Origin of the sequence: Cupriavidus yeoncheonensis, from assembly GCF_905397275.1 — a bacterium.
Lineage (GTDB): Bacteria > Pseudomonadota > Gammaproteobacteria > Burkholderiales > Burkholderiaceae > Cupriavidus > Cupriavidus yeoncheonensis.
The window spans coordinates 91,621-116,058 of the sequence record NZ_CAJPUY010000011.1 but is presented as its reverse complement, the minus strand read 5'-3'; the positions used below and the strand labels follow the sequence as shown (position 1 = coordinate 116,058).

The window sequence follows — 24,438 nt, the reverse complement described above, 5'->3', positions numbered from 1 at the left end:
GCACGCTTGACGCCCCCCGATCGGGTGGTATGGCGACATGGACTTGAATGCCGCTCCCCGCTGAAGAGGGGTGCCCTGAATTTGTGTCAGATATCGCGCGAAAGCCACTTGCAGTGCCGGCCAGGCTCCCGCTGCCTAGCGCCGTTTCCAGTGCAGGATGAGCCAGGCCACGCTGCCAATAACGATCCCCCAGAAGGCCGAGCCCAGTCCGAACAGGGTCATGCCCGAAGCCGTGGCAAGGAAGGTGATGACCGACGCTTCACGGTGATCGTCCTGCGAGATGGCCTCCATCACGTTGGACATGATGGCGCCGACCAGCGCCAGCCCGGCAAGGACCGCGACAAAGGCGTGCGGCAGCGCATCGAACAGCAGCACGATGGTGCCCGCGAACGTGCCGCCCACGAGGTAGAACACGCCATTGGCGATGCCCGCCACATAGCGGCGCGCGGGATCTTCATGCGCATCCTTCCCCGTGCACAGCGCCGCGGTAATGGCTGCCGTCACGATGGTGATGCCGCCGAAGCAGGCAACCGCGGCGCTGGCGAGGCTGGTCGCCGCAAGAATGGGCCGCGCCGGCGTGCGGTACCCCGACAGGTGCAGGATTGCCATGCCGGGCAGGAACTGCCCGGTGAGACTGACGATCACCAGCGGGATGGCCAGGCTCAGCGTCGCGCCGAGCGACCAGTGCGGCGCGGTGAAGACGGGCCTGGCCAGCGCCAGGTGGAGATCGCCCGCGTGCGTGAGCCCCAGCGCCGTGGCCACCGCGACACCGACGGCCAGCACCACCACCATGCAGTAGCGCTGCAACCAGCGCCGGCACACGAGGTAAGTCACGATCATCACGCCCGCGAGCAGCGGCATGGTTCCGGCGGCCTTGAATGCGCCCGCGCCGAACTGGAACAGGATGCCCGCCATCATGCCGGCCGCGATGCCGCGCGGAATCCGTTGCACCAGCCAGTCGAAGCTGCCAGAGATCCCGATCACGAACAGGATCGCCGCAGCGCTCACGTAGGCGCCCACTGCGTCGGCAAGACCCAGCTGCGGGAACAGCGTCACCAGCAGCGCCGTCCCGGGCGCGGACCATGCCGTGATGACCGGCACCCTGAGCCGCCAGCTCAACAGCAAACCCGACACGCCCGCGCCGATCGAGATTCCCCACACCCACGACGTGACCATCCCGGCCGGCAGGCTGGCCGCGTGCGCCGCCTGGAAGAAGATCACCAGCGGGCCGGAATACGAGATCAGCACGGCAAGGAAGCCGGCCGTGATCGCGGACAGCGACCACGCGCTGCCGGCGCGTTCCGCGGGGCTCTGGGCGGACGAGATGAGGGGTTCTTGCATGGGGTGGTGAAGGCGCGGGGTCCTTCTTGTCTCCGTTCCGGGTCTTCTTCTGCGGGACGCCGACAAGCCGACAGGCCCCCTGTGGCGCACATCCCGCTGCCGTTTCGTGCCGGGGGCGCGAACCGAGGATAGACAAATGCCGCGCGGATCGTCCAACACTGATTGGGTATCGGGTTGATACGCGGGAGGTATGGTGGTGGTCGTAAATGGAATGCGAGCGAGCGGGGGGCGAGCTTCAGCGTGTTCTGCCTACTCGGGCTGCTGAAGGATCGGCTTGAATCGGTGCTGGATGAAACGGGCTGGGTGAAACGGGGCTTGCCACCTGATCGACGCTCCCGGGGCCAGGCAGCAACATTGCCCATTGCTCTGTTGATGGTCGGCAGCCCTGCGAACTGCCGGCCGTTGCCTTACCCTTTCACGCACACCACCTGCCGCAGCGTGTGGACAACCTCCACCAGGCTGCGCTGCGCGGCCATGACGGCATCGATGTCCTTGTAGGCCATGGGGATCTCGTCGATCACCGCCGCATCCTTGCGGCATTCGACGTGCGCGGTAGCCTTGACCTGGTCGGCCACCGTGAAGCGGCGCCTGGCTTCCGTGCGGCTCATCGCGCGGCCGGCGCCATGGCTGCATGAGCAGAAGCTCTCGGGATTGCCAAGGCCGCGCACGATGAAGCTCTTGGCGCCCATCGATCCGGGGATGATGCCCAGCTGGCCCTTCTGCGCCGACACGGCACCCTTGCGGGTCACGAACACCTCCTCGCCGAAGTGGCGCTCCTTTTGCACGTAGTTGTGATGGCAGTTCACCGCATGTTCGTCGATACCGAACGGCTGTTGAATCACGCCGCGCGCGGCCGCAATGACGGCGGCCATCATCACTTCGCGATTACGGCGTGCATACTCCTGTGCCCAGCCCACGGCTTCGACATAGTCGTCAAAGTGCAGGCTGCCTTCTTCAAAGTACGCAAGGTCGCGGTCAGGCAGGTTCGCGATATGCCGGCGCATGTCCTGCTGCGCGAGCTCAATGAACAGCGAACCGATCGCATTGCCCACGCCACGCGAGCCGCTGTGGAGCATGAACCAGACGCTGCCGGCCTCGTCCAGGCACACCTCGATGAAATGGTTGCCCGTGCCGAGCGTGCCCAGGTGCACGTAGTTGTTGGTGCGCTCGAGCTTTGGGTACTTCTGCGCCAGGCGCCGGAAGCCAGGCGAGAGCGTCTTCCATACGTCGTCGACGTGATGCGGGGTACGCTGGCTCCACGCGCCCGGATCGCGGCGGCCTGGCGCGCGGCCATGCGGCACGGCCTTCTCGATCGCACTGCGCAACCGGGCCAGCGAATCGGGCAGGTCGGCAGCCTTGAGCGTCGTGCGAACGGCCATCATGCCGCAGCCGATATCGACACCGACCGCTGCCGGGATGATCGCGCCCCGCGTCGGGATGACGCTGCCGATCGTCGAGCCTTTGCCCAGATGGACATCCGGCATCACCGCCAGATGGCGATAGATGAAGGGCATGCTCGCCGTGTTGCGCAACTGGCGGCGCGCGTCTTCCTCGACGGCCACGCCCTGCGTCCACATTTTCACGGGCTTGCCGTGGGCGAGCTCCATGAGCTGATAGTCGGTTTCACTCATTTCCGTTTCCTGAATGCGCGGCCTCTGCAACCTCGACCAGGCCCTCAGTTTGCGCGGCCGCATCGCCTGGCTCAAGCGCCTTCGATAGCGACGCCAACAGCAGTTCATATCGATGCATGAACCCCGACAGTTGTGCTTCGCCGGGTCTCTCGCCGAGCAACTCGCGCTCCAGCGTGTGCAGCATGGACGCCAGTTCCGCGGCGCCAAGTGTGGCCAGGATCCCCTGCATGTTATGCGCGAGCAGGCTGGCATCGCGGTACCGGGCTTCGGCGACCGCCTGACGCAGATGCCGGTGAAAATCCATGCGCTCGGTGAGGATGCGGTGCACGAGGCCAAGATAGATTTCGCTGCGCCCCAGCAAGCGGGCAAGTGCGCGTTCCATATCCAGCCCGCGGATCGCGCGCAGCGATGCGAAGCACGCGGGCTCGCGGACCGGCTGCGCAGGCTCGGCCGGGACCGCCGCGACGGCTTGCGGTAGTGCCGCCTTGCCGCGGCCAAGCGTGCGCACCATGACCTGGTAGAGCTGCGATGGCTCGATCGGCTTGGAGACGTAGTCGTCCATGCCTGCGGCAAGGCATCGCTGGCGGTCTGCCTCCAGCGCGCTTGCCGTCAACGCCACCACCGGGAGCGAGGCATGCCGCGCATCGCTGCGGATGCGGCGGGTCGTTTCGAGCCCGTCGAGCATCGGCATCTGGACGTCCATCAGCACGAGGTCGAACCGCCCTTCGGCGAGCAGGTGCAGGGCCTGCTCGCCGTTGTCCGCCAGCGTGACTTGCATGCCTGCCCGCGTCAGCAGCGCATGCGCGACTTCCTGGTTGATCGGATTGTCTTCCACCAGCAACACCGCGCACCCGCGCAGTTCATGCGGCGCCGCAGCGGGCGCAACGGGATGCGTATCGTCATCGCGCGGAGTTCCCGGGCCCGTGGCACGCGCCGGGATCGCGGTGTTCATGCTGGCGATGCCGGATTGCCGTGTCGCCGGCTTCGGTACGCCCAGGCCGATCTCCAGCGCGAACACGCTGCCGACACCCACCTGGCTCTGTACGGCAATGCAACCGCCCATCAGCTCGGCCAGGCGCTGGCTGATGGCCAGGCCAAGGCCCGTGCCCTCGAAGCGCCGCGCCGCCGAACTGTCGGCCTGGTGAAACGGGCTGAACAGCGCGCGCAGCGCTTCCGCGGGTATCCCGACCCCGGTGTCGCTGACCTCGAAGCGCACGGCCACGACGTTGTCGTCGCCACCGCACGCGTGCACGCGCAGGCGGACGTGGCCGGTATCGGTGAACTTGAGCGCATTGCCAAGCAGGTTGATCAGGATCTGGCCGATACGCTGAGAGTCGCCGATCACATGGAGCGGCAGTGCGCAGTCCAGTTCCGTACACAAGGCAATGCCCTTTTTGCGTGCCTGCTCGCGGAACAGCGACAGCACGTGGTCCAGCAGGCGCGCCAGCGCGAAGCTCGCGGCATCGACCGCAAGCATGCCGGCCTCGATCTTGGAGAAGTCGAGAATGTCATTGACAATGCGCTGCAGGTGCTGGCACGACTCTTCGATGCGCGCCAGATAACGCCCCTGCCTGCCGACGTCCGACTCCGCCATGGCGAGGTGCGTCATGCCGCTGATGCCGTTCAGCGGTGTCCGGATCTCGTGGCTCATGTTCGCGAGGAACTGCGACTTGGCCCGTGCGGCCGCTTCGGCGGATTCACGAGCCTCCATCAGTTCGCGCGTGCGCTCAGCCACCTTCGATTCGAGCGTGCTGGCGAGATTCTCTAGCGCCTTGCGCGTGCGCTCCTGCTCGGTAATATCGGTGACCACAGTACCGACGCCGATGACCCTGGCCTGATCCTCGCTGCGCAACGGAAACTTTGCGACACGATAGACCCGTTGACGGTGAGGCCGCTGGTCAATTGTATACACCTCGACGTGAGTTTTCCCCGTGCGCAGCACTTCGGCGTGGCCGCGCTCGCTGATGCCCGCAACACTCCGGTCCGGCCAGATCGTCCACGCGTTCCTGCCCAGGATGTCGTTGAGCGGCAGGCCGGCGAGTTCGCAATAGGTGTCGTTGGCCATCTCGACCATGCCGCCGGGGCTCATGTAGGCGAGACCCGCCGGCACGTTCTTGCGGAACGCCTCCCACCGCTGGGCGTTCTGCCGCATTTCGCGCCGGCTGCGCCAGTGCAACGCCGTCAGGGCAAGCATCAGGCAGACAGCAATCGTCGTCAGCGCGACGATCGCCTGGCGCGCCAGATGGAACGAGCGGTACGCCTCGTCCGTGTCGAGTTCGACAATGACGCCCATCGCGCTGTCGGAGAACCAGTGCCCGACGCCGATGACAGGGCGGCCGCGATAGTCGAGATAGTGGTCCAGGACGCGCGTCTCACCCTCCGTGCCGCCCCGCAGTGCCGCCGCGACTGCGGTCAGTTCTCCGCTTCCCTCCGCGGCCATCGCCGGGCCACCTCCGCGCGGTCGCGCCGGGACTCTGGCACAGAGGCCGAACGGCGCCGCTTGCTTCGCCGCACCGTCCGGCAACGGATCGCCGCCAGGCAGGCCGGGCGACAACAAGCGGCCCGCTGCATCGATGGCATAAGCCTTGCCGCTCTTGCCTGACCAACCCACACGCAGAATCTCGAACAGGCGGGCGCGCGGATCGGTACGCAGGCAAAGGAAGCCGACCGGGTCCCCCACATTGCCGATGCGGGCACAAACCTGCTGGAACAAGGTACCGGCGGGCTGCTCGCCCTCGGGCGTGAGGATCGGCATGGGGGACTGGTTCGGCCGTGTCACGACGAAGTCCTCGTGCTCCGCGCGCTCCAGGGCCTCGATCACGACACCAGTCGATACCGGCTTGCCGACGTAGGCGCGGCTGCTTGCCGCAACAATCATGCGAGTCGGCGAGATCAGGCTGTAGCCTTCGAAGCCCCTGCTGCGGAACACGGGCGTGATCCACGCCTCATATCGATCGCGCAGTATCGGGTTGTCGGGCGCCTTGGCAATCTGGCGTGCCAGTTCGATCTGGTACGGGTTCTCGATAATCGTCCGCAGCCGCGTTTCACTGTCCTCCCTCAGCATCCCGATCATGCGCGTGACGGCATGAAGCGCAGCCTGGCGCTCGGCCTCCACGCGGCTGCGTTCCTGGGAGTGCAACGTGCCGATGACATGGATGCTCAGCAGCAGGATGAGCCCCACGGCGGCAACGGTCATGCCTGCCGTCTTGCGTACGTCAGGGGCAGCAAACCTGCCGGCGCGCTGCCAGAGGCGCCTGAGACCTTGGGGGGCCGGGCCCGGCATGGAATGGATTGGATTCACGGGAATGGAGCGTGGAGGCGGAGGCTGGCATCAGCTGGCCAGGGTACGGGGGCCGAGCCGACGCCGGGCTGGGCTGGGCTGGGCTGGGCTGGGCTGGGCTGGGCTGGGCTGGCGACTGGCGACTGGCGATAGGTTCAATGTCGCCCGCGGGCAGCGGGGCGTCGGAGCGCATTATCCGGGCCCGTCCGCGCGACGGGTATCGGGCATTCCCCGGCCGCCGCTAGAGCCCCCGGGGAGCGCGGCGCCGGGCAATTCGGGCACGCAGAATTGGGTACGCTTTCGCTCTTTGCGAGCCTCATCCGAGCGAGCGCCCAAGCACGGGGAGCCGACGGGGAAGCCCTGCAGTGGCGTGTCCGCTCGGCAAAAAGGACAAATAAAGTGTGGTGACTCGCACAAAAATAATTTACATTGACTTTGCTGCCGCAAAAGTGGCCTGCTCGGAATCCACTTTGAATAAAGTTGTTATAGTTCAGTCACTTACGTGAGAACCTGCGATGAGTGAAGATCACGGCGCATCGGCCGCAACCAAGCTGACCCGGACGGAATTCGCCGTCGTGCGCGCCTACGCGCAGGGCATGCGGCCGGTCGACATCGCCAACCGCTATCTGTCCGATCCGGACGATGACGATGCGCTGACCGAGAACCAGGCGATTGCGCGCATCCTGGCGCTGCGGGATCGTCTCGTCCAGTTTGCCCTGCAGCATGACCGCCCGGAGATCGCCGAGATGTTCGAGGCGCTTCGCGGTCGCTCCGACGTGGGCATGACGCGCAGGGTCGATGCCCTCTCCTCGCTGGAAGGCCTGGGACAGGGCCGCCCGGCGTCGGGGCACGAAGTCGGGCTGTGGTTTGGCCCCAGCCTCGCCCGCCGTCTCACCGAGGCCGGCATTCACAAGATTTCCGATCTTGCCAGTCTGGCCAATGCTCGCGGTAGTAGTTGGTGGCGTGCGGTACCGCGGATTGGCCCAAAGTCGGCGGAAGTGATTACAAGATGGATGATTGAGCAGCGCAGACCGCCAAAAGATGATAATAAGGCACTTATTGAGGCGTATGTCGTGGCGCCCTCTGAAGTCTCGCGGCGCCCCGCCATCATCCCGCTTCCACTGGGTCCACAAATGGCGTATCCGGTGCCGCTGGAGCATATGCAACAGCAGCCGTCAGACCTTCCGACTTCGGGCACCGCGAGATCGGACCTAGAACTCGTGCGGCAATGGCTGGACGCCAAGCCGAGGTCGCCGCATACGCGAAGCAGCTACCGAAAGGAAGCCGAACGACTGCTCCTCTGGCTCGCGAGAGAGCGTCTGCGGCTAACCGATATCACCGTGGAATCCCTGCAAAGATATGCAGCGTTCTTGCGGGCGCCGGAGCCGGCCGCGTTCTGGTGCGGGCCGGCAAGCCCCCGGGATCGCGTGCATTGGCGTCCTTTCGAGGGGCCGTTGGGCGCCAGTTCGCAGGCTGCGGCGCTACGGGTGATCAGTGCAATGCTGAAGTCGCTGTCGAAGGCTGGGCTGTTCGAGGGCAGCATCGATATCGTCGAAACGCCAGAGGCCGACGCTGGCGCGGTCGGATCAGACGGACCTGGCGGACTCGCGCGCAGCGACATCGACGGATTCCTGGACTGGTTGGGCAGGCAAGTCGAACCGAAGTGGCAGGCGGCGCTCGCTGCCGCCCTGCTGGTCAGGGATGGCTTCAGGCTCAGCGAGCTTGCCAGCATTCCGTGCGAGGCGTTGCAAGTGAAAGAATTTGAAGCTTGCCTGAGTTGGCATGAGGCTAAGTCGCGATCCCGCGCCATTGCCCCGGATACCCTTGCGTCATTGCAGAAGCATTGGGTACGGAGGGGCCTGACGGCCTCCCCTCCTCCTGGCGCGGCGCTCCTGGGCCCAACCGGTTATCCGCCGACTCGCCGTGGCACCGCGAAGCGCCTGGCGGGCCCCGCTGCTGGCTATGGAGCCAGTGGTCTCGATCAGTTGTTGCGGGCGGCGTGGAAGACCTACGCGGGGACGCAGCCGAAGGAACTGCCAGCGTTCACACCCAGAAAAATTCGGTCCGCAGCGGCATGAAGCCGGATACAGGCGAGGGCCATCACACCGCCCTCGCCGTGCGCGGCATCGGGGCCAGCTTGTTTCAGAGCAGCGTCTTGTCCAGCCCGAAACGCGTCTTGAGTGCTTCGACCAGCGCCTCGCGCGCGCTGCGGTCGCTGAGCTGCACATCGAGCATGACCCGGCCAGAGTCCCATTCTTTGATGGTGCCGAGCAACTGGCCAGCATCGGTACGAATCTTGTACTGGCGACTGATTTCCTTCACCTTGCGCGACTTGCCTTCCTGCGCATGCTTGCGGATCGATTCCACTTCTCTGCTGGACAAGCCATCGGTCATGATGCGCGTCGCCAGTTCTCGCGTGCGATCCTCGCCGGCGAGCTTGAAATAGAGCGTCAGCTCATAGCCCGCCGCGATGCCGATGGCGTTCGGCCGTTCGCGCATGACGCCGAGCACCGATTCCGGCAGCCGCAGCAAGGCGAGCGTCTTGTTCACCGTGCCGGCGGAGATGCCGGTCAGTTCGCAAATATCCTCTTCCTTCTGCACCTTGCCCTCATCCAGCAACTGGCGCCAGGCGATCGCGTTGTCGAGTGCCGACTGGTCCGACCGCTGCTCGTTGAGCATGAATGACAGGCGGTAGAAGTCCAGATCACTAAGATCATTTTCGACAAAGCACTCCATCTCCAGCTTGCCGGCTGATGCCAGGGCTCGCTTGCGATAGTGGCCATCGATCAGGATGTAATGACCAGGACGCGACGGATCCGGTGCGGCCAGGCCTGGCGTCTTCTGCCCGTGCGTGGCAATCGACGCTGCGCGCTCCTGCACGACGGCGGGGTCGTAGATGCGGCGCGCATTGAGCGGGTTGTCATGCAGGTGCGACAGGAGAATCCGGACCAGGGGGCGAGAACTCTCGGTTTCCGCACTTTCAGCGCTGAAAGGCGTCGTCTGTTCCTGCATGCGAGCCTGCAACAGCCCGTTCGGATGCTGTGAGATTGCCGCTTCCGCCCGTGCGAAGCGGTCCATGGAATCGTTACGGGTCTTTTCCGCCGCCATTCCGGCCAGCATGCCTGCCTTCAGGCTTTTCAGTTTTGTAGCCATGCCTTAATGCTCAATCAAAGACAACACTTCATCGACCATCATGTCGACCTCCTGCACGGCTTCACGCGCGCCGGCAACACCATGGACGGTGCATCCGATTGCCTGGCACTCCCGGAATGCCGATCGTGAACCGATCATGGAATTCAGAAGCGGAACCTCCCCATCGTCGCCAAGAATCTCGATCGCCTGGCGCGCAATCGAGACCCGACGCTGCACCATGTTCGCCATGACGCGAATCAACAGCGTTTCATTCTGAACCTGGGCATGTTGCGCGAGCGTTTTCGCTGCGACTGCGGCCCACAAGTCAGGCGGCGACGGGACCACGGGAATAATGGCCAGGTCGGAAATCAGCAGGGCACTGGATGGCGCTGCGGAATGCACGGCTGGCGGACAGTCGACGAATATATAGTCGTAGTCATTCACGAATTTGCGAACTTCCCTGTGCATCGCGCCACCGGAGGGCGCCAAACCGATCACCGAGGCCGGGAACGGGCGCTCATCGCTGGCCTGGGCCGCCCATCGTGTCGCAGTGCCTTGTTCGTCCATATCGACAAGCATGGACCGGGCGCCGCGCAGGCCCAGTGTTCCGGCCAGATGCATGCTCACCGTAGTCTTGCCGCACCCGCCCTTCTGGTTGAAGACTGTGATGATTTTTGCTGCCACAAGGACCTCTCTTTCAGCGCTGAAAGCGCGGTTAACTTTAGGCGCCACTTTAGCCAAATCCAGGTGGCGCATCAACCAGCTTCTAATTTTTTATAAAATTTGTAGTTAAGCTGAGGATCGCCTTCCATTTACCGAGACCCGTGAAACCGTCAATGTTTGATATTTCTGCTTGAAATGCGGCAGACAGTCCGCCTAAAGTATTTGTAGTGCGCTCTACGGCGCACATGACAGACCAGGACAAATCTGGTTATGATGCGCCCTACAGTCGAGTCAAGTCGTGTCAACCTCGTCGGCTTCCGTTCGGTATCTACGAGAATTCAACGTGCTTGAACGGTTGTTTGCGTGGTGTAAAGAACTTGCTTCAAAAGGAAATTCCTATGGCAACCGGTACGGTCAAGTGGTTCAACGAAACTAAGGGCTTTGGCTTCATTACCCCGGACGACGGCGGTGCGGATCTGTTTGCGCACTTCTCCGAGATCCAGGGCGCTGGCTTCAAGACCCTGAAGGACGGTCAACGCGTGACCTTTGAGGTCAAGCAAGGCCCGAAGGGTCTGCAGGCATCGGCTATCAAGCCCGCCTGATGAGCGTGCGCCACGCAGCTTGCTGCGTGGCCACCGCCCGAATGCAAAAAAGGCAAGCCTCGCGCTTGCCTTTTTTGTTGACCGCGCGTTGATCAGCCCAGCTTGCGCACGCTGGTTCGGGACGGCTGCAGGATCAGGGCCTTCGAGGAATCCGCGTCGACCTTGGCGCCTGGGTAGACCACCAGCACGTCCTTGAGGGCCTTGCGGAACAGTGCGCGGAACTTGCGCTCGCTCTCGGTCTCCGTGCCGAACTGCATTTGCAGCGCTTCCCACGGAATCTCGGTGCGTCGCTGGATCGTAAAGAAGCGGTACGTCAGCCACGAGTAAACGTCCAGCGCAAACGGCGACTGCTTGAGCGCCTTCAGCGCCCGCATGTCGACCGGTACTGGACGGTTCACCAATTCGTTGAAGAACGGCTCAGAGAGCACCACGAAGCTCTCGAACATGGAGCCCTGCCCCGGTTGCATGGGATCCCACCACGTCGACAGCTGGTCGGCCAGCAGGTAACCGACGCGGTCGATGGACAGCGGCTCATGGCTGCTGTTCTGGTTCTGGCTTGGCATGGACTTGTTCTGGACGATCGCGATGGTCGCCGAGAACAGGCGGATCATCTGCTGTCGGACCAGCGTCATTGTGCCGCGCTTGCCGCCCGTCGCCATCGGAATGCCGAGGTTGTACATGAATTCCGACAACGAATTGCCCAGCGAGATGCGACGGTCTTCCACCGTTCCGGTGAATTCCCCGCGCTTCTTCTTGGCCATGATTTCCTTGCCGATCCAAGCGAGCATCAGACGCGGATATGACCCATAGGGATAGCCCAGCGATACCGTCTCGGAAACCAGCTTCTGCCGGCCATTGCTCGCGCGCTCCGAACGCTGCTGCGTGAAGTAGCCGGGTTGGATCATCAGCGAAATATTGCCGCTGGTACGCGTCCACACCGGAGGCGCGCCCTTGGGTGCGCGATACGGCAGGGTCACCTGCACGCTGGCCCGACTGAGAAAGCCGACTTCGCCGCTTTGCCACGCGTCTTCGCGCTCCATGGCTTGCGCCTCGTCGAACAGACGTTGAAATTTCTCGGACGGAACCAGGTTGTTCTCGTTGCCAGGAACAATGATGCGGGATGGCTCGCCGTCCATATTCAGGACGGAGCGATCCCCCGCGGCGACCGGGGAGCGTTTGATGGGCATATTGGCGTGCTTCGGATTACCCGCCTTTTTACGCGAACCCGTAAACCTTGTCACGCAGAAACGGGTACGTATACGTTCCTGCGGTGTTTACGTGGATGCCGATGGGGTTGAGGCCCCGTGTTTACCTTGTTGATGGCAGGCTGGCGGTCGGTGGGCAACCCGCAGGGGTTGTCCACGGATGGCCAGTCCTTGGCTACAAGTAAACGATACAGATACGGGTTAACTACTTGTAAACCGTATACGGAGAGGTCAGGGCATTGATTTCAAAGCCGATTTTAACTGTCGGCGAACCAGATTCTGCGCATAACCGTACTCGATTCTGCGAAGCGCCGAACCCGAATCTGCGCAAGACCGAACCTGTTTCAGCGCAAGGGCCGAACCGGATTCTGCGTGGATAACCTGTTGTTCCCACAGGCTTTTCCACAGAAGGACGGGACATTAGCGTACCCGTTTCTGCGATGAAAGCGCAGCTTTAGGTGCTTTGTTGGGCGAGAGAGCCTGTTTCACGGAGTTATCCCCGCAGAAATGGGTTCGCCTCCAAGTATACCCATCAGCTTTCGGCCCTCTTGCGTACCCGCTTCTGCGTCCGCCTGGGATAAAGCGTACCCGATTCTGCGCTCGGACCCCGAGCAGCCTTCGGTGCGCCTCAGCGTACCCAATTCTGCGGCGTACCCGATTCTGCGCCCCACGGCATTCGACTGTGCCGGCCCTTCCGTACCCAATTCTGCGGCGCTGATGCCTGCCGCGTTGGGGCTTTAGCGTACCTGATTCTGCGAACGATCCCTTGCTTGCATCAGAATCTCCAGCGGCTATTTCTATTATACATAGGCTTTACAGTAAAAGCTAGTGCTCACATTTCGACGTATACGTGATCGCCGGCGGAAACCCGAACCGTACCTGTTTCTGCGTGGATTGCTCCGTTGAACGTCGCCCTGGAATGGCGGCATCACTCGACGCAGCTGCCAGCCGTACCCATTTCTGCGCGTCTTCGTCTAGGGCGAAACAAGAAAAAGCGTACCCAATTCTGCGTGGTGCTTTGACAGGGATTCCTGGAGGGATGAATTCCGCGCTGCAACATCGGGCGTACCCGTTTCTGCGGGCGGTTGTGATGCGGTCGGGAGCGGCAGTCCGGACCGCTTACGCAGCCCTGGAACCCAACGCACTCCCACGCAACCCGCTTCCTGCGTACCCATTTCTGCGAGGAGGATGCAGAGTCCGCGATCAAGCCTGGCGCGTGGCGTACCTATTTCTGCGGATGAGAGACCAGCAAGGCGTACCCATTCCCGCGTTGTGCGGCGCAATGCGCTGGTTTGGAACGAATGGATCCGGCCATGGGCGTACCCGTTTCTGCGGGCGGGACCTCTCCGCGGACTAATGCGCCAGAGCAGGGGAAGGTCTGGCCAATATGGGCCTAGGAAGGGGAGCGAGAAAGGCGCCGGCAGTGGTATGCGCCGGCGCCGGGCACAAAAAAACCCGCCTCTGGGGCGGGTTTCTTGTCGTGGCGCGTATGACGCGCCGCGTGCCAGCTTACAGCGGGGTGATGTTCGCGGCTTGCAGACCCTTCGGGCCGTTCTTGACTTCGAACGAAACGCGTTGGTTTTCCTGCAGCGACTTGAAACCGTCCGAGCGGATTTCCGAGAAGTGGGCGAAGAGGTCGTCACCGCCTGCGTCCGGCTTGATGAAGCCGAAGCCCTTGGCGTCGTTGAACCATTTAACGATACCGGTTTGCATGATTTGCTTTCCAGAAAAAATAAAATAAAAGAATGGCTTATACGCCACTCTACACGGAACTCAAGGAAAGGACACCATGGACAACCGAAGTACCAGACGGTGGCTAACGAATGAACTGTTGCCTCGTCGCTTGAATCTAGTGCGATTTATACGGGGGTTCGATGCTACCGTCAAGCCCGGGATGGCCCGTAGTCGGGGCTGGCATCACATTCCGGCGCTGTGGGATCATCACGCCCTTTGCATATCGTTCATGCGTCGGCGCAGGCACGTGAGCGGCAAATCTGTACCAGAGTACGTTTGCCGTAACCTGCGCGCCGGGCTCGCCTTTGTCATGGCCGCCGGGACTTCGGTCCTGCGCCCGCTGCGCAAGCAGCAGGCCGATGCCATAACGATAGCCTTTCAGGAGACCCTTGATGTCGATACCGGAACCCGCTTCCAAGGCGGGCGGCCCAGCCGCAAGCCAGCCCGCGCTCTCTCTGTTCGAGCGGATCTTCAGGCTGTCCGAACACCAGACCGATGTGCGCACGGAAGTCCTGGCGGGGATGACCACATTCCTCACGATGGCGTACATCATTTTCGTGAACCCCTCGATCCTCGGGGATGCCGGCATGCCCAAGGATGCGGTCTTTGTGGCCACCTGTGTGGCTGCCGCGATCGGCACGCTGATCATGGGCTTCTACGCCAACTATCCGATCGCCATGGCGCCCGGCATGGGCTTGAATGCCTACTTCGCGTATACGGTGGTGAAGGGCATGGGCTTCGCGTGGCAAGCCGCGCTGGGCGCCGTGTTCATCTCCGGCTGCCTGTTCCTGCTGGTGACGCTGTTCCGCGTGCGCGAGATGATCGTCAATGGCATTCCGCATTCGATTCGCGTAGCGATCACGGCCGGCATTGGCCTGTTCCTGGCAATCGTCGCGCTGAAGAACGCGGGCATCGTCACGGCCAGTCCGGCCACGCTCGTCACCATCGGTGACCTGCACCAGCCGTCCGCTGTTCTCGCGATCGTCGGCTTCTTCGTCATCGTTGCGCTGGACCAGCTAAAGGTGAAGGGCGCCATCCTGATCGGCATCTTGCTGACCACGGTGCTGAGCTTTCTCTTCGCGGGCAATACATTCCACGGCGTGTTTTCCGCGCCGCCGTCGATCAGCCCGACGCTGTTCAAGCTCGATGTGTCCGCGGCGTTGTCGATTGGCATTATCAACGTGGTGCTGGTCTTCTTCCTGGTGGAACTGTTCGATGCCACTGGCACGCTGATGGGCGTTGCCAATCGCGCCGGCCTGCTCAAGGCCGGCCGCATGGATCGCCTCAACAAGGCACTGATGGCAGACAGCACCGCCATCATGGCAGGCTCGTTCCTGGGCACGTCGTCGACCACGGCCTATATCGAAAGCGCATCGGGCGTGCAGGCCGGCGGGCGCACCGGCCTCACCGCCGTGACCGTCGCGGTCCTGTTCCTCGCCTGCCTCTTCATCGCGCCGCTGGCCGGCACGGTTCCCGCCTATGCCACCGCGCCGGCACTGCTCTATGTCTCCTGCCTGATGCTGCGCGAGCTGCTCGATATCGACTGGAATGACGCGACCGAAGTCGTTCCTGCCGTGCTGACGGCGCTTGGCATGCCGTTTACCTACTCAGTGGCCAACGGCGTGGCATTCGGCTTCATCACCTATGCGGTGCTCAAGCTGCTGACCGGGCATGCCCGTCAAGTGCCGGTGATGGTGTGGATCATCGCAGCCGTGTTCATCTTCAAGTTCTACTATTTGCCGGGGCACTGACACCGGGCGGCCGCAGCCATTGCCTGTCCGCAATGCACGCTGCGACGCCCTGGGCGTACCCGTTTCTGCGTGCATGGCGAGACCAAGCGTACCCGTTTCTGCGGGGCAGCCACGATATGGCAAATTGCAGCAGAAGCGTGTCGCCGCGAAAGATGAGGCGGGTGAGACGCTTCATACGCGCTTCATCCCAAAGGATGAGTCCAGCATGAGTTTGGTCGGACATCCCCCACTCGGGGCTGGACAAACCGCTGCAAATGCACTGAACTAGAGGCGTGGCAAACGGGGGGCGCGTGACGCGCCCCTTCTCGACTCCGGTTCATCCGGGCAAGGCGCCGACGAGCGCCGTGATACAACTTCGGCAAGTCCGCCCGTCGTGGGACACATCCGATCAGACCGTATTCCAATACGGCATCGCCACCACGAAGACAGAGCGCGCGGACAGACGTGCGCCAGACAAACAACAATTTCAAGACAGAAGAGTGGTAAACGCGAACGTGTAGTGCCGGGGGTGTTGTACAACGGGGATCAGATCATGACCGCAGGAGAAATCCGGCGACCCGCCATCGGGCCCATCAGCGAGTCCGCCAATCGTTCTATGCATCGCACCTGGGCCGTACTGGGAGAAGCCACAGGTGATTCAGCGACCCGCGCGATCCGCCATGACGGTGCGGCGGTGTCCGACGTGACCGCGCTGCTCGAGGAAGGCGCTTTGTCCTCGACCGCGCGCCAGGCCATCGAGAACCTGCTGCGGCGACATCGGCTGCTTGAGGCCGAGCTTGTCCGCCAGCGCGAACTGCTGCAGGAATGGATCCTGAGCCAGCAGACCTACAAGGCCCTGTACTACCAGTATTCCGGGCAGACGCCCGAGGCGCCGCGCGTCGAGTTGATGCGCGAGCGCGATGCAGTCCGCCGCCGTCTCCAGGAGAAACTGCACCTGGGCAGCGATGCTCTCGCTGTCATGGGCGAGCCAACGCATAGTCAGTCCAGTTCGTGATACCGACGTCGAGTCCGCGGCGTGCGCACCGGCCGGGAGGGCCGGAGTTGATGCGCCGGGAAGCCGGGATGAACAATAAGCCCAACGTCCGGGAGATCGTTATGGACCGACTGTGCAAGGCGCCGGCACGCGCTGCGCAGGTCGTGGTCGTGTCGCGTCATGAGGATTTTGGTTTTACCCCTGCCCAGTTTGGGCCGGGCTGGGACGTGCGCCGCATCCAGCAGGTGCGCGACCTGGAGCGTGTCGTGCGCGGGAGCGCGCCCATGGCGGGCGTGATCGACCTGCAGGCTGAATATAGCGATGCCGAACTCGCGCAACTGGAGCAGAGCCTGCAACACCAGCACGTGACGTGGGTGGCGATCACCACCGACGCGCGGCTGGCGGACCCGCGCGTGCGCCTCCTGATCCGCGACTACTGCGTCGACTACGTGCGTACGCCGTTCTCGCATGACGAGCTGCTGTACACACTCAAGCACGCACACGGCATGGCCTGCCTGCATCACGGTCGCACCACCGAGATGGCGCCGCACGGCGCGATGATCGGGGAATGCGCGCCCATGCGTGCGATGTTCCGTTCACTGGCAAAAGTCGCGCACAACGAAGCGCCGGTATTCATCTCGGGCGAGTCGGGCACGGGCAAGGAACTCGCTGCCCAGGCGATCCACGAAGCCTCGAGCCGGCGCAAGGGGCCCTTTGTCGCGATCAACTGTGGTGCCATTCCGTCGCACCTGGTGCAGTCGGAGCTGTTCGGCTACGAGAAGGGTGCCTTCACCGGTGCGAACCAGCGCAAGATCGGCTGGATCGAGCAGGCGCAGGGCGGCACGTTGTTCCTCGATGAAATCGGCGACCTGCCGCTCGAAAGCCAGGTGGCGCTGTTGCGCTTCCTGCAGCAGGGCACCATCACCCGGCTGGGCGGACACCAGTCCATTCCGCTGGACCTGCGCATCATCTCGGCCACGCACGTGGATCTGGTGGCGGCGCAGGCCGACGGCCGCTTCCGCTCGGACCTGTTCCACCGGCTGTGCGTGCTCACGCTGACCATTCCGGCGCTGCGCGAGCGTGGCGAGGACATCCTGCTGCTGGCCAATGCCGTGCTGACCGAGCACGGCCACGAGGCCCACCGGCGTATCCGCGGATTCTCCGCATGCGCCACGCAGGCGATGATGCAGTACGCCTGGCCGGGCAATGTGCGCGAGCTGATCAACCGGGTGCGGCGTGCGATCGTCATGACCGACAACCGCAAGATCACGGCGGACGACTTGCAGCTGCACGGCGGAACGGAGTTGCCGCGCAAGACGCTCGATGCCATTCGCGAAGAAGCCGAACGCGAGGCGATCCGCAGCGTCATGGCCAGTCACGGCTTCCACGTCGTGCCTGCCGCGCGCGAGCTGAACGTGTCGCGCGTGACGCTGTACCGGCTCATGCACAAGCACAACATCCGCGTGGAAACGCAGCCGACCGCAGGCGAGTAGCAAAAGAACCCATCGCGCTGCAGTTCGCGAGGCAAGACTCGCGCACCTCAGGCGCTCCAGGGAAAGGGGAACTGGCGACGTCCGCTCGCCGGTTCCCCTTTCCCCATGCCTTGCGGCACGTCAGCGCACAACGGTGGTGACCGGCACGGGAGGCTTGCGGCCCGGCCCGGCCGTGTCGTCTGTCCCGGCCGCCGGCGTGGCAGCCAGGTTCATGCTGATCTTGCCGCGCGTATTGCGCGGCTGGGCATTGCCGCCGCCGTTGTTGTGGCGGCCGGGCGCTGCGTCGCGGCGGTCCAGGCCGTCACGTGCCTGCCGCTCACTCGGCGTCGCGGCGCCCGGGTCCTGCTTGAACTGCAGATCGCCCCACGCCCACCCAAAGCCGCGCACATAGATATCGTTGCTGACGGCGGCATGTGAATTGGCGCTGGCATTGTCGGGCCGGTCGAAATAGGCATAGCTGGCCGCGGCGGCGCCGGTCGAGAACAGAGCCAGGGCGGCGGCAAGGCATCCGGCTTTCATGGGTGGCTCCTCCCTTGGGTGGAAAAAAGTGCCCGCCGGGGGACGGAGCACAAGTTCCTGCTGGCTTGCGGCGCTTCCCTGGCGGTGCGCCGTGGCCCAGGTCTAGTGTCCCGTCCGGCGCCGGTACGCCAAAATCGCGAGCGCCCGGCTCCATAGCGCGCAAGGCGATACGGGCTGCACGGGCAAACGCGGATACGGCAGCAACGGCGCCGACAACAGGTCGATGACGGACGGTGGCGGTCCTGCCAACCGGTGCGAGCGTCGGCGTGCCGTCATGCGTGCTGGCGGATGACGCATGGCTGGGGCTCCTCCTGCATTCTGTAAGTCACTACCCTATGGCTTTTACGTCTCCCTGTCAGGCAGAGAGCGACAAGTGTGCCAATGGCCGCAAACGCTTGTTTTATGCGGCTGTCAGGTAGGCACGGCGGGTTCTTGGCCGACTCGCGCCGCGGCTAACGACAAATCGGTTACGCCGCTGCAACGCCGGCATCCCGCGTCGCGCGCAGTCACGGCCCGCGTGCACAGGATTCACATGCCGTGATCCCCGCCCCGCGCGGGATTACACCGCGGCAGGCCCGCAGCCCGGCGATTCCGGCGCGGTTGCAGCGCTGATACAGGGGCAGTGTCGGTGTCACTTGCACACTGCCGGGGTCGGGCACGCAGAAACGGGTACGCCAGATGTCCTGCGGGACTATCCGGGCAGGCACCTCAGCGTGCCGGGGACGAGGGTTGCGCCGGGGGCGGAGACTGGCCTGCACCGCTCGCCGGAGTGCCCGAAATCGGCTTGGGGCCGGGCTGGCTGCGCTCGCAGCCGCCGGCCAGCAGGCTCAGTCCGAGCAGCAGCATGGCGGTCAGGGTCCGCGCCGGGATGTTGTGGATCACTGTGCCTCCTTTCGCAGTCCTTGCGGTGCAGGTCGCGTCGCAGGCGCTGGCAGGCGTGCCTGATCTTACTGTAGCAGGTTGGCCCCGCACTGCCGGGCACGGCCCCCAGGCTCGGTAAAGCGCGCCGATGCGCAGTATCATGAACGCAGGTGCCGCGTCCGCTGCGCCAGGCACAAGGCATTGCCGCGGACGCTGCGTTCTGTCCGTAGTGCTGCGAAGGTTTCCCGAGCATGGCTGCCGAAGAACATAACCTGCCGGACAACCAGAATCGCCCCCCTGGCGATCATCCATCCCGTCCGTCCCCGGGCCTTCGGCGCTACCTGCCGGACCGCCACACCGGCGAGCGCACGGTCCGCGTGGTCACGGCCGCCGTGCAGTCCTGGTTCGCCCACCGCGCGGCCAGCAAGGGCGCCGCGCTGTCCTTCTATATGCTGTTTTCGCTGGCTCCGGTCCTGGTGCTGGTGATCTCGATTGCGGGCCTGTTCTTCGGCGCCGAGGCGGCGCGCGGCGAGATCTTCGAGCAGCTTCAAAGCCTGGTCGGCGAGCAGGGCGCCAGCGCGATCCAGGGCATCCTGGCCGCCACGCATCGTGCCGGCGGCAGCGGCCTGGCCGCCATGATCGCCACCGGCATCCTCTTTGTCGGCGCGACCAGTGCCTTTGCCGAACTCAAGAGCAGCCTGGACGATATCTGGCATGTGCCCGTGCCGTCCACCGCGGGCTGGCAGCAGTTGCTGCGCTCGCGCCTGCTGTCGTTCAGCCTGGTGCTGGTGCTGGCGTTGATGCTGCTCGTATCGCTGATCGTGAACGCCGCGCTGGCCGTGGTGGATCGCTTCTGGGGACAGTTGTGGACGCAGTCCTGGTTCGCGCCGGTGGCGGACGTGCTCTCCACGGGGTTTTCGTTCGCCGTGGTGACGGCGCTGTTCGCCGTGATCTTCAAGATGCTGCCCAATGCACGCATTGCCTGGCGCGACGTCAGCATGGGCGCGATCATCACCGCGCTGCTGTTCTCGGTCGGCAAGCGCGTGATCGGCATTTACCTGGGTAACAGCGCGGTGGCGTCTTCGTACGGCGCCGCGGGTTCGGTCGTCGCGCTCATGCTCTGGGTGTATTACTCCGCACAGATTTTCTTTTTCGGCGCCGAACTCACGCGCCAGTACGCGCTGCAGTTCGGCAGCTTGCGCGGCCAGCAGGCGGAGGCGTTTCCCGGGCAGGGCGGCGAACCGGTAAAATAGCGCCCCATTCCCTTTCGTGCGTGCCCGCAGTGCCGGCCCGACCGCCCGCGTGCGGTCCTCGCTGTTGCCCGGCCGGCCCCCGCATGCCGGGCCCTGCAATCCTCCCGATCCTATCCGCTGCCGTGAGCTCGCTCGTTTCCGAAATTGCGCGTCGTCGCACCTTTGCCATCATTTCCCACCCTGACGCGGGTAAGACCACGCTGACCGAGAAGCTGCTGTGGTTCGGCGGCGCGATCCAGGTGGCCGGCGAGGTGCGCGCGCGCAAGGCCGACCGCCACGCCACATCGGACTGGATGGAGCTGGAGAAGCAGCGCGGCATTTCCGTGACCTCGTCGGTGATGCAGTTCCCGTACCGCCGCGAAGCTGCCGACGGCAAGGCCGAAGAGAACATCGTCAACCTGCTCGACACGCCGGGCCACGAGGACTTTTCCGAAGATACCTACCGCACGCTGACCGCGGTCGACTCGGCCGTGATGGTGATCGACTCGGTCAACGGCGTGGAAGCGCAGACCATCAAGCTGCTCAATGTCTGCCGCCTGCGTGCGACGCCTATCCTCACCTTCATCAACAAGCTCGACCGCGAAGGCCGCTCGCCGATCGAGCTGCTCGACGAGATCGAGGACGTGCTGCAGATCCAGTGCGCGCCCATGACCTGGCCGATCGGCATGGGCAAGGCGTTCCGCGGCGTGTACCACCTGATCGACGACAAGGTGCAGCTGTTCGACCCGCACGGCGACAAGGGCACCGCTGCGATTCTCGACGGGCTCGATAACCCGGAACTGGACCGCATCCTGGGCAGCCAGGCGGATGAGCTGCGGCTCGAGATCGAACTGGTGCGCGGCGCTTCGCACACCTTCGACAAGGACGCATTCCTCGCGGGCAAGCAGACGCCGGTTTACTTCGGTTCGGCGATCAACAACTTCGGCGTGCAGTCGCTGCTCGATGCGCTGTGCCAACTGTCGCCGCCGCCGCTCGCGCGCCAGACCGAAACGCGCGTGGTGGAACCACAGGAAGCCAAGTTCACCGGCTTCGTGTTCAAGATCCAGGCCAATATGGACCCGCGCCACCGCGACCGCATTGCCTTCGTGCGCGTATGCTCGGGCCGCTTCGAGCGCGGCATGAAGCTGCTGCACGTAGCGCAGGGCAAGACCGTGGCGATCAACAACGCCATCACCTTCATGGCGCAGGACCGCAACACGACGGAAGAGGCCTACGCGGGCGACATCATCGGCGTGCCCAACCACGGCACCATCCGCCTGGGCGATGTCTTTACCGAAGGCGAGCCGCTCAAGTTCACGGGCATCCCGTCGTTCGCACCGGAATTCTTCCGCCGCGCGCGGCTGAACAACCCGCTCAAGGTCAAGCAGCTGCAGAAGGGTTTGCAGCAGCTGGCCGAAGAGGGCGCTACGCAGATGTTCCGCCCGCTGGTGTCCAACGACCTCGTGCTGGGCGCGGTGGGTATCCTGCAGTTCGACGTGGTGGCGCACCGGCTCGAGCATGAGTACGGTGTCGACGCCATCTTCGAATCGCACGAATGCGCGACCGCGCGCTGGCTCAGGGGCGAGCCGGGCGAGATCGAGAAGCTGATTGCCAAGGCCGGCCACAATGTGGCGCTCGATGGCGCCGGCGATCACGTCTACCTGGCACCCAGCATGGTCAACCTGCGGCTCACGCAGGAGAAGTTCCCCAACGTGCAGTTCCTGGAAACGCGAGAGATCGTCTGACGTCAGCCCGTTCAGAAGGCAAAACGGCCCGCAGCAATGCGGGCCGTTTTGCCTTGCCGGGACTGCCGGATCAGTACGACAGCGTTGCCTGCACGTGAAACGTGCGCGGCATGCCGACGTATTTGCCGAAGTTCTGGTCGTTGGAGCGCGTGAAATACCGGCGGTCGAACAGGTTCTTGATGCCGAACGCGACCTTGGCATGCTTGCCGATGTCATAGCCGGCGCGGATGTTCGTCAGCATATAGCCCGGAATGTCGCCCAGCGCGCCGTTGGCGCTTTCGGCCGTCTGGTAGACGGTGCTCGTGGACGGATCGCCCGGCGAACGCTGCTTGGATTGCGCAAAGGCATCGACGTTGAACGACCAGCGGTTGCGCTCGTAGCGCATGCCCACGGTGCCGACGTGGCGCGAGTAGAACGGCAGGTCGCGGCCGGCAAAGTTGCCCTGGTTGAACGTGGCCGACGTGTAGGTGTACGTGGCGTAGGCCGACAGCCCGGCCAGCGTCGGCGCGATCTTGCTGAAGTCGTAGCGCAGGCCGGCTTCGACCCCGCGGTGGGTGGTGGCGCCGAGGTTGGTCCACTCGCCATTATTGAGTTGCAGTTCCTGCGAGAAGTCGATGTTGAACAGCGTCAGCTCGCCGGCCCAGCCGTTGAGCCCTTCCACGTGCGTGCCGAGTTCATAGGTCTTGGCCTTCTCGGGCTGCAGGTTGTTGGTGCTCTGGACGATCTGGAAGTACTGCATCGGGCCGAACGACACGCCCGCATTGGCGAACACGTTCCACTTGTCGTTCACGTGGTACATCACCGACAGCGAGGGCAGCGGCTCATTCGCGCTGACATCGGAGCGCACATCCGGCTTGCCCGGCGTGAGCGCGGTCGCGTATGAGCGGATGAACTCGTAGCGCAGGCCCGGCGTGATGGTCCAGTTGCCGATATCGATGGTGTCGTCGATATAGACCGCGTTGGCGGTCGTGCCGCCGACGCTGCCCGAGGTCAGCTTCATCGGCGCGTTGGCGGCGTCGAAGGTGCTGCCGGGCAGGTAGCTGGCCGTGCGCGTGGCCTGCTCTTCGGATGCCTCGCGCAGGAAGCGGTAGCCCACGCCCACTTCGTGGCTGATGCTCTCGCTGCGGAACACCTGCGCGTAGCGCGGCTCGATCGCGAAGGTGTGGTAGTTGCGCGGCGCGCCGTTGAGCGTGACGGTCCCGTTGGAAGCCGGTCGGCTCTGGATATTGCTGCCGCGGAAGCTGTCCGTGTAATACGTCAGCACTTCCCACTTGCGATCGGCGTCGGCGTGGCTGTACTTGAGGTTGAAGTCGGTGCGGCGGCCGCTGAAGTTGTCGAACGGCCGGGTCGACTGGAACGGGTTGGCCGCGTACTCGGCCGCAGTCAGGCCGCCGGGCATGCCGGCCAGCGCCTCGTAGTAGTGGAAGCCTGCCGTAATCTGGTCGGTCGACGAGATCCGGTACGCGCCCTTGAGCATCAGGTCGTCGATATTGACGTGGTCATTGCTCTCGCGATAACCGTTGCCGTAGGTGCCCGAGTACAGCAGCGCGCCACCGAGTCCCTGCTCGTTGGTGCCACCGACGAAGACGCTCGGCGTGGTCTTCACGCTGCCGCCGTGCGAGTAGATGTCGCTCTCGACCGATGCTTCGGCCGCGAAAGTCTGCGGAATCGCGCGCGACACGAAGTTGATGATGCCGCCCACGTTCTGCGGACCGTAGCGTACCGAGCCGGCGCCGCGTACGACGTCGACGTCCTGCAGGTTGCCCAGCGCCAGCGGCGCCATCGACAGCTGTGGCTGGCCATAGGGCGCGACCGCCAGCGGAATGCCGTCCATCATGATGGTGGAGCGCGGCGACAGGCGCGACGTCAGGCCGCGTACCCCGACGTTGAGCGAGATGTCGCTGCCGCCGGTGCCGTTGCTGTCCTGAACCTGTACACCGGGAATGCGGCGCAGCACATCGCGCACATTGGTCGCCCCGCTTTCCACGAAGGTCTCGCGGTCGACGATCGTGCGCGCGCCAGGATGCTCCAGCACTTTTGCGGCGTTGGGGTTTTCAAGCCAGTTTCCGACCACGGTCACCGAGTTCAACGTGGTCTCGGCGGCATTCTTCTGGGCATCGGCGGCCTGGGCAGACAGGGAAACGAAAAGCAGGGCGGCGCCGAGCGCACCCCCGGTAGGGCGAAAAGCGGGCTGCAAAATGAGAGGTCCTGGAAAACGTGCAGCGCAAAGTGGAGAATGCGTTGCGTCTGGGCGCGATTATAAATGCGAATGATTC

17 protein-coding genes are annotated in these 24,438 nt (G+C 64.0%); 7 read left to right on the top strand and 10 right to left on the bottom strand.

Annotation, left to right across the window (positions count from 1 at the left end; all coding sequences use genetic code 11):
* Positions 1–135: 135 nt before the first annotated feature.
* The 3 genes from KHO22_RS16610 to KHO22_RS16600 form a co-directional block, all read right to left on the bottom strand.
* Complete coding sequence (locus tag KHO22_RS16610) at positions 136–1,341, bottom strand: benzoate/H(+) symporter BenE family transporter (RefSeq protein WP_211948247.1); 1,206 nt, start codon at positions 1,339–1,341, stop codon at positions 136–138.
* A 407-nt stretch (positions 1,342–1,748) separates the two neighbouring features.
* Complete coding sequence (locus tag KHO22_RS16605) at positions 1,749–2,972, bottom strand: RtcB family protein (protein ID WP_211948246.1); 1,224 nt, start codon at positions 2,970–2,972, stop codon at positions 1,749–1,751.
* Positions 2,965–6,168, bottom strand: coding sequence for a response regulator (locus KHO22_RS16600; RefSeq protein WP_211948245.1), 3,204 nt, complete (start codon positions 6,166–6,168; stop codon positions 2,965–2,967). The genes KHO22_RS16605 and KHO22_RS16600 overlap by 8 nt, the downstream gene beginning before the upstream one ends.
* A 599-nt stretch (positions 6,169–6,767) precedes the next feature.
* On the opposite strand from KHO22_RS16600, the gene KHO22_RS16595 reads away from it, so the two are divergent.
* Positions 6,768–8,330: a phage integrase family protein gene (locus KHO22_RS16595; RefSeq protein ID WP_211948244.1), complete on the top strand. Its 1,563-nt coding sequence runs from the start codon at positions 6,768–6,770 to the stop codon at positions 8,328–8,330.
* Between the two features lie 64 nt (positions 8,331–8,394).
* Here the strand turns inward: KHO22_RS16595 and KHO22_RS16590 are convergent, their stop codons facing one another.
* Positions 8,395–9,405, bottom strand: a complete 1,011-nt coding sequence (locus tag KHO22_RS16590; RefSeq protein WP_211948243.1) for a ParB/RepB/Spo0J family partition protein — start codon at positions 9,403–9,405, stop codon at positions 8,395–8,397.
* A gap of 3 nt (positions 9,406–9,408) precedes the next feature.
* Positions 9,409–10,068, bottom strand: a complete 660-nt coding sequence (locus tag KHO22_RS16585) for an AAA family ATPase (protein ID WP_211948351.1) — start codon at positions 10,066–10,068, stop codon at positions 9,409–9,411.
* Positions 10,069–10,445: 377 nt separating this feature from the next.
* Between KHO22_RS16585 and KHO22_RS16580 the strand changes: the two genes are divergently transcribed.
* Positions 10,446–10,649, top strand: coding sequence for a cold-shock protein (locus KHO22_RS16580; RefSeq protein ID WP_042880443.1), 204 nt, complete (start codon positions 10,446–10,448; stop codon positions 10,647–10,649).
* A gap of 92 nt (positions 10,650–10,741) precedes the next feature.
* Here the strand turns inward: KHO22_RS16580 and KHO22_RS16575 are convergent, their stop codons facing one another.
* Together KHO22_RS16575 and KHO22_RS16570 are read right to left on the bottom strand one after the other, a co-directional pair.
* Positions 10,742–11,836, bottom strand: a complete 1,095-nt coding sequence (locus KHO22_RS16575) for a replication protein RepA (protein ID WP_211948242.1) — start codon at positions 11,834–11,836, stop codon at positions 10,742–10,744.
* Positions 11,837–13,363: 1,527 nt separating this feature from the next.
* Positions 13,364–13,567, bottom strand: coding sequence for a cold-shock protein (locus KHO22_RS16570; RefSeq protein WP_006159057.1), 204 nt, complete (start codon positions 13,565–13,567; stop codon positions 13,364–13,366).
* A gap of 413 nt (positions 13,568–13,980) precedes the next feature.
* Between KHO22_RS16570 and KHO22_RS16565 the strand changes: the two genes are divergently transcribed.
* The 3 genes from KHO22_RS16565 (at position 13,981) to KHO22_RS16555 (ending at position 17,805) form a co-directional block, all read left to right on the top strand.
* On the top strand, positions 13,981–15,339 hold the full coding sequence (locus KHO22_RS16565; protein WP_211948241.1) for an NCS2 family permease: 1,359 nt from the start codon (positions 13,981–13,983) through the stop codon (positions 15,337–15,339).
* A gap of 532 nt (positions 15,340–15,871) precedes the next feature.
* On the top strand, positions 15,872–16,333 hold the full coding sequence (locus KHO22_RS16560; RefSeq protein ID WP_211948240.1) for a hypothetical protein: 462 nt from the start codon (positions 15,872–15,874) through the stop codon (positions 16,331–16,333).
* A 101-nt stretch (positions 16,334–16,434) separates the two neighbouring features.
* On the top strand, positions 16,435–17,805 hold the full coding sequence (locus tag KHO22_RS16555; RefSeq protein ID WP_211948239.1) for a sigma-54-dependent transcriptional regulator: 1,371 nt from the start codon (positions 16,435–16,437) through the stop codon (positions 17,803–17,805).
* A gap of 120 nt (positions 17,806–17,925) precedes the next feature.
* On the opposite strand, the gene KHO22_RS16550 is transcribed toward KHO22_RS16555, so the two are convergent.
* Both KHO22_RS16550 and KHO22_RS16545 read right to left on the bottom strand, forming a co-directional pair.
* Positions 17,926–18,324, bottom strand: a complete 399-nt coding sequence (locus KHO22_RS16550; RefSeq protein ID WP_211948238.1) for a hypothetical protein — start codon at positions 18,322–18,324, stop codon at positions 17,926–17,928.
* A 708-nt stretch (positions 18,325–19,032) separates the two neighbouring features.
* Complete coding sequence (locus tag KHO22_RS16545) at positions 19,033–19,206, bottom strand: hypothetical protein (RefSeq protein ID WP_211948359.1); 174 nt, start codon at positions 19,204–19,206, stop codon at positions 19,033–19,035.
* Positions 19,207–19,436: 230 nt separating this feature from the next.
* Here KHO22_RS16545 and KHO22_RS16540 point away from each other — a divergent pair, with 230 nt between their 5' ends.
* The gene (locus tag KHO22_RS16540; protein ID WP_230426899.1) at positions 19,437–20,438 is read left to right on the top strand and encodes a YihY/virulence factor BrkB family protein; all 1,002 of its coding nucleotides are present in this window, start codon (positions 19,437–19,439) and stop codon (positions 20,436–20,438) included.
* Positions 20,439–20,560: 122 nt separating this feature from the next.
* A complete protein-coding gene (locus tag KHO22_RS16535; protein ID WP_211948237.1) occupies positions 20,561–22,162 on the top strand; it encodes a peptide chain release factor 3 in 1,602 nt (533 codons plus the stop codon).
* Between the two features lie 70 nt (positions 22,163–22,232).
* Here the strand turns inward: KHO22_RS16535 and KHO22_RS16530 are convergent, their stop codons facing one another.
* Positions 22,233–24,359 (bottom strand): TonB-dependent receptor family protein, encoded by a 2,127-nt coding sequence (locus KHO22_RS16530; RefSeq protein ID WP_211948236.1) that lies wholly within the window; start codon positions 24,357–24,359, stop codon positions 22,233–22,235.
* Positions 24,360–24,438: the final 79 nt, after the last annotated feature.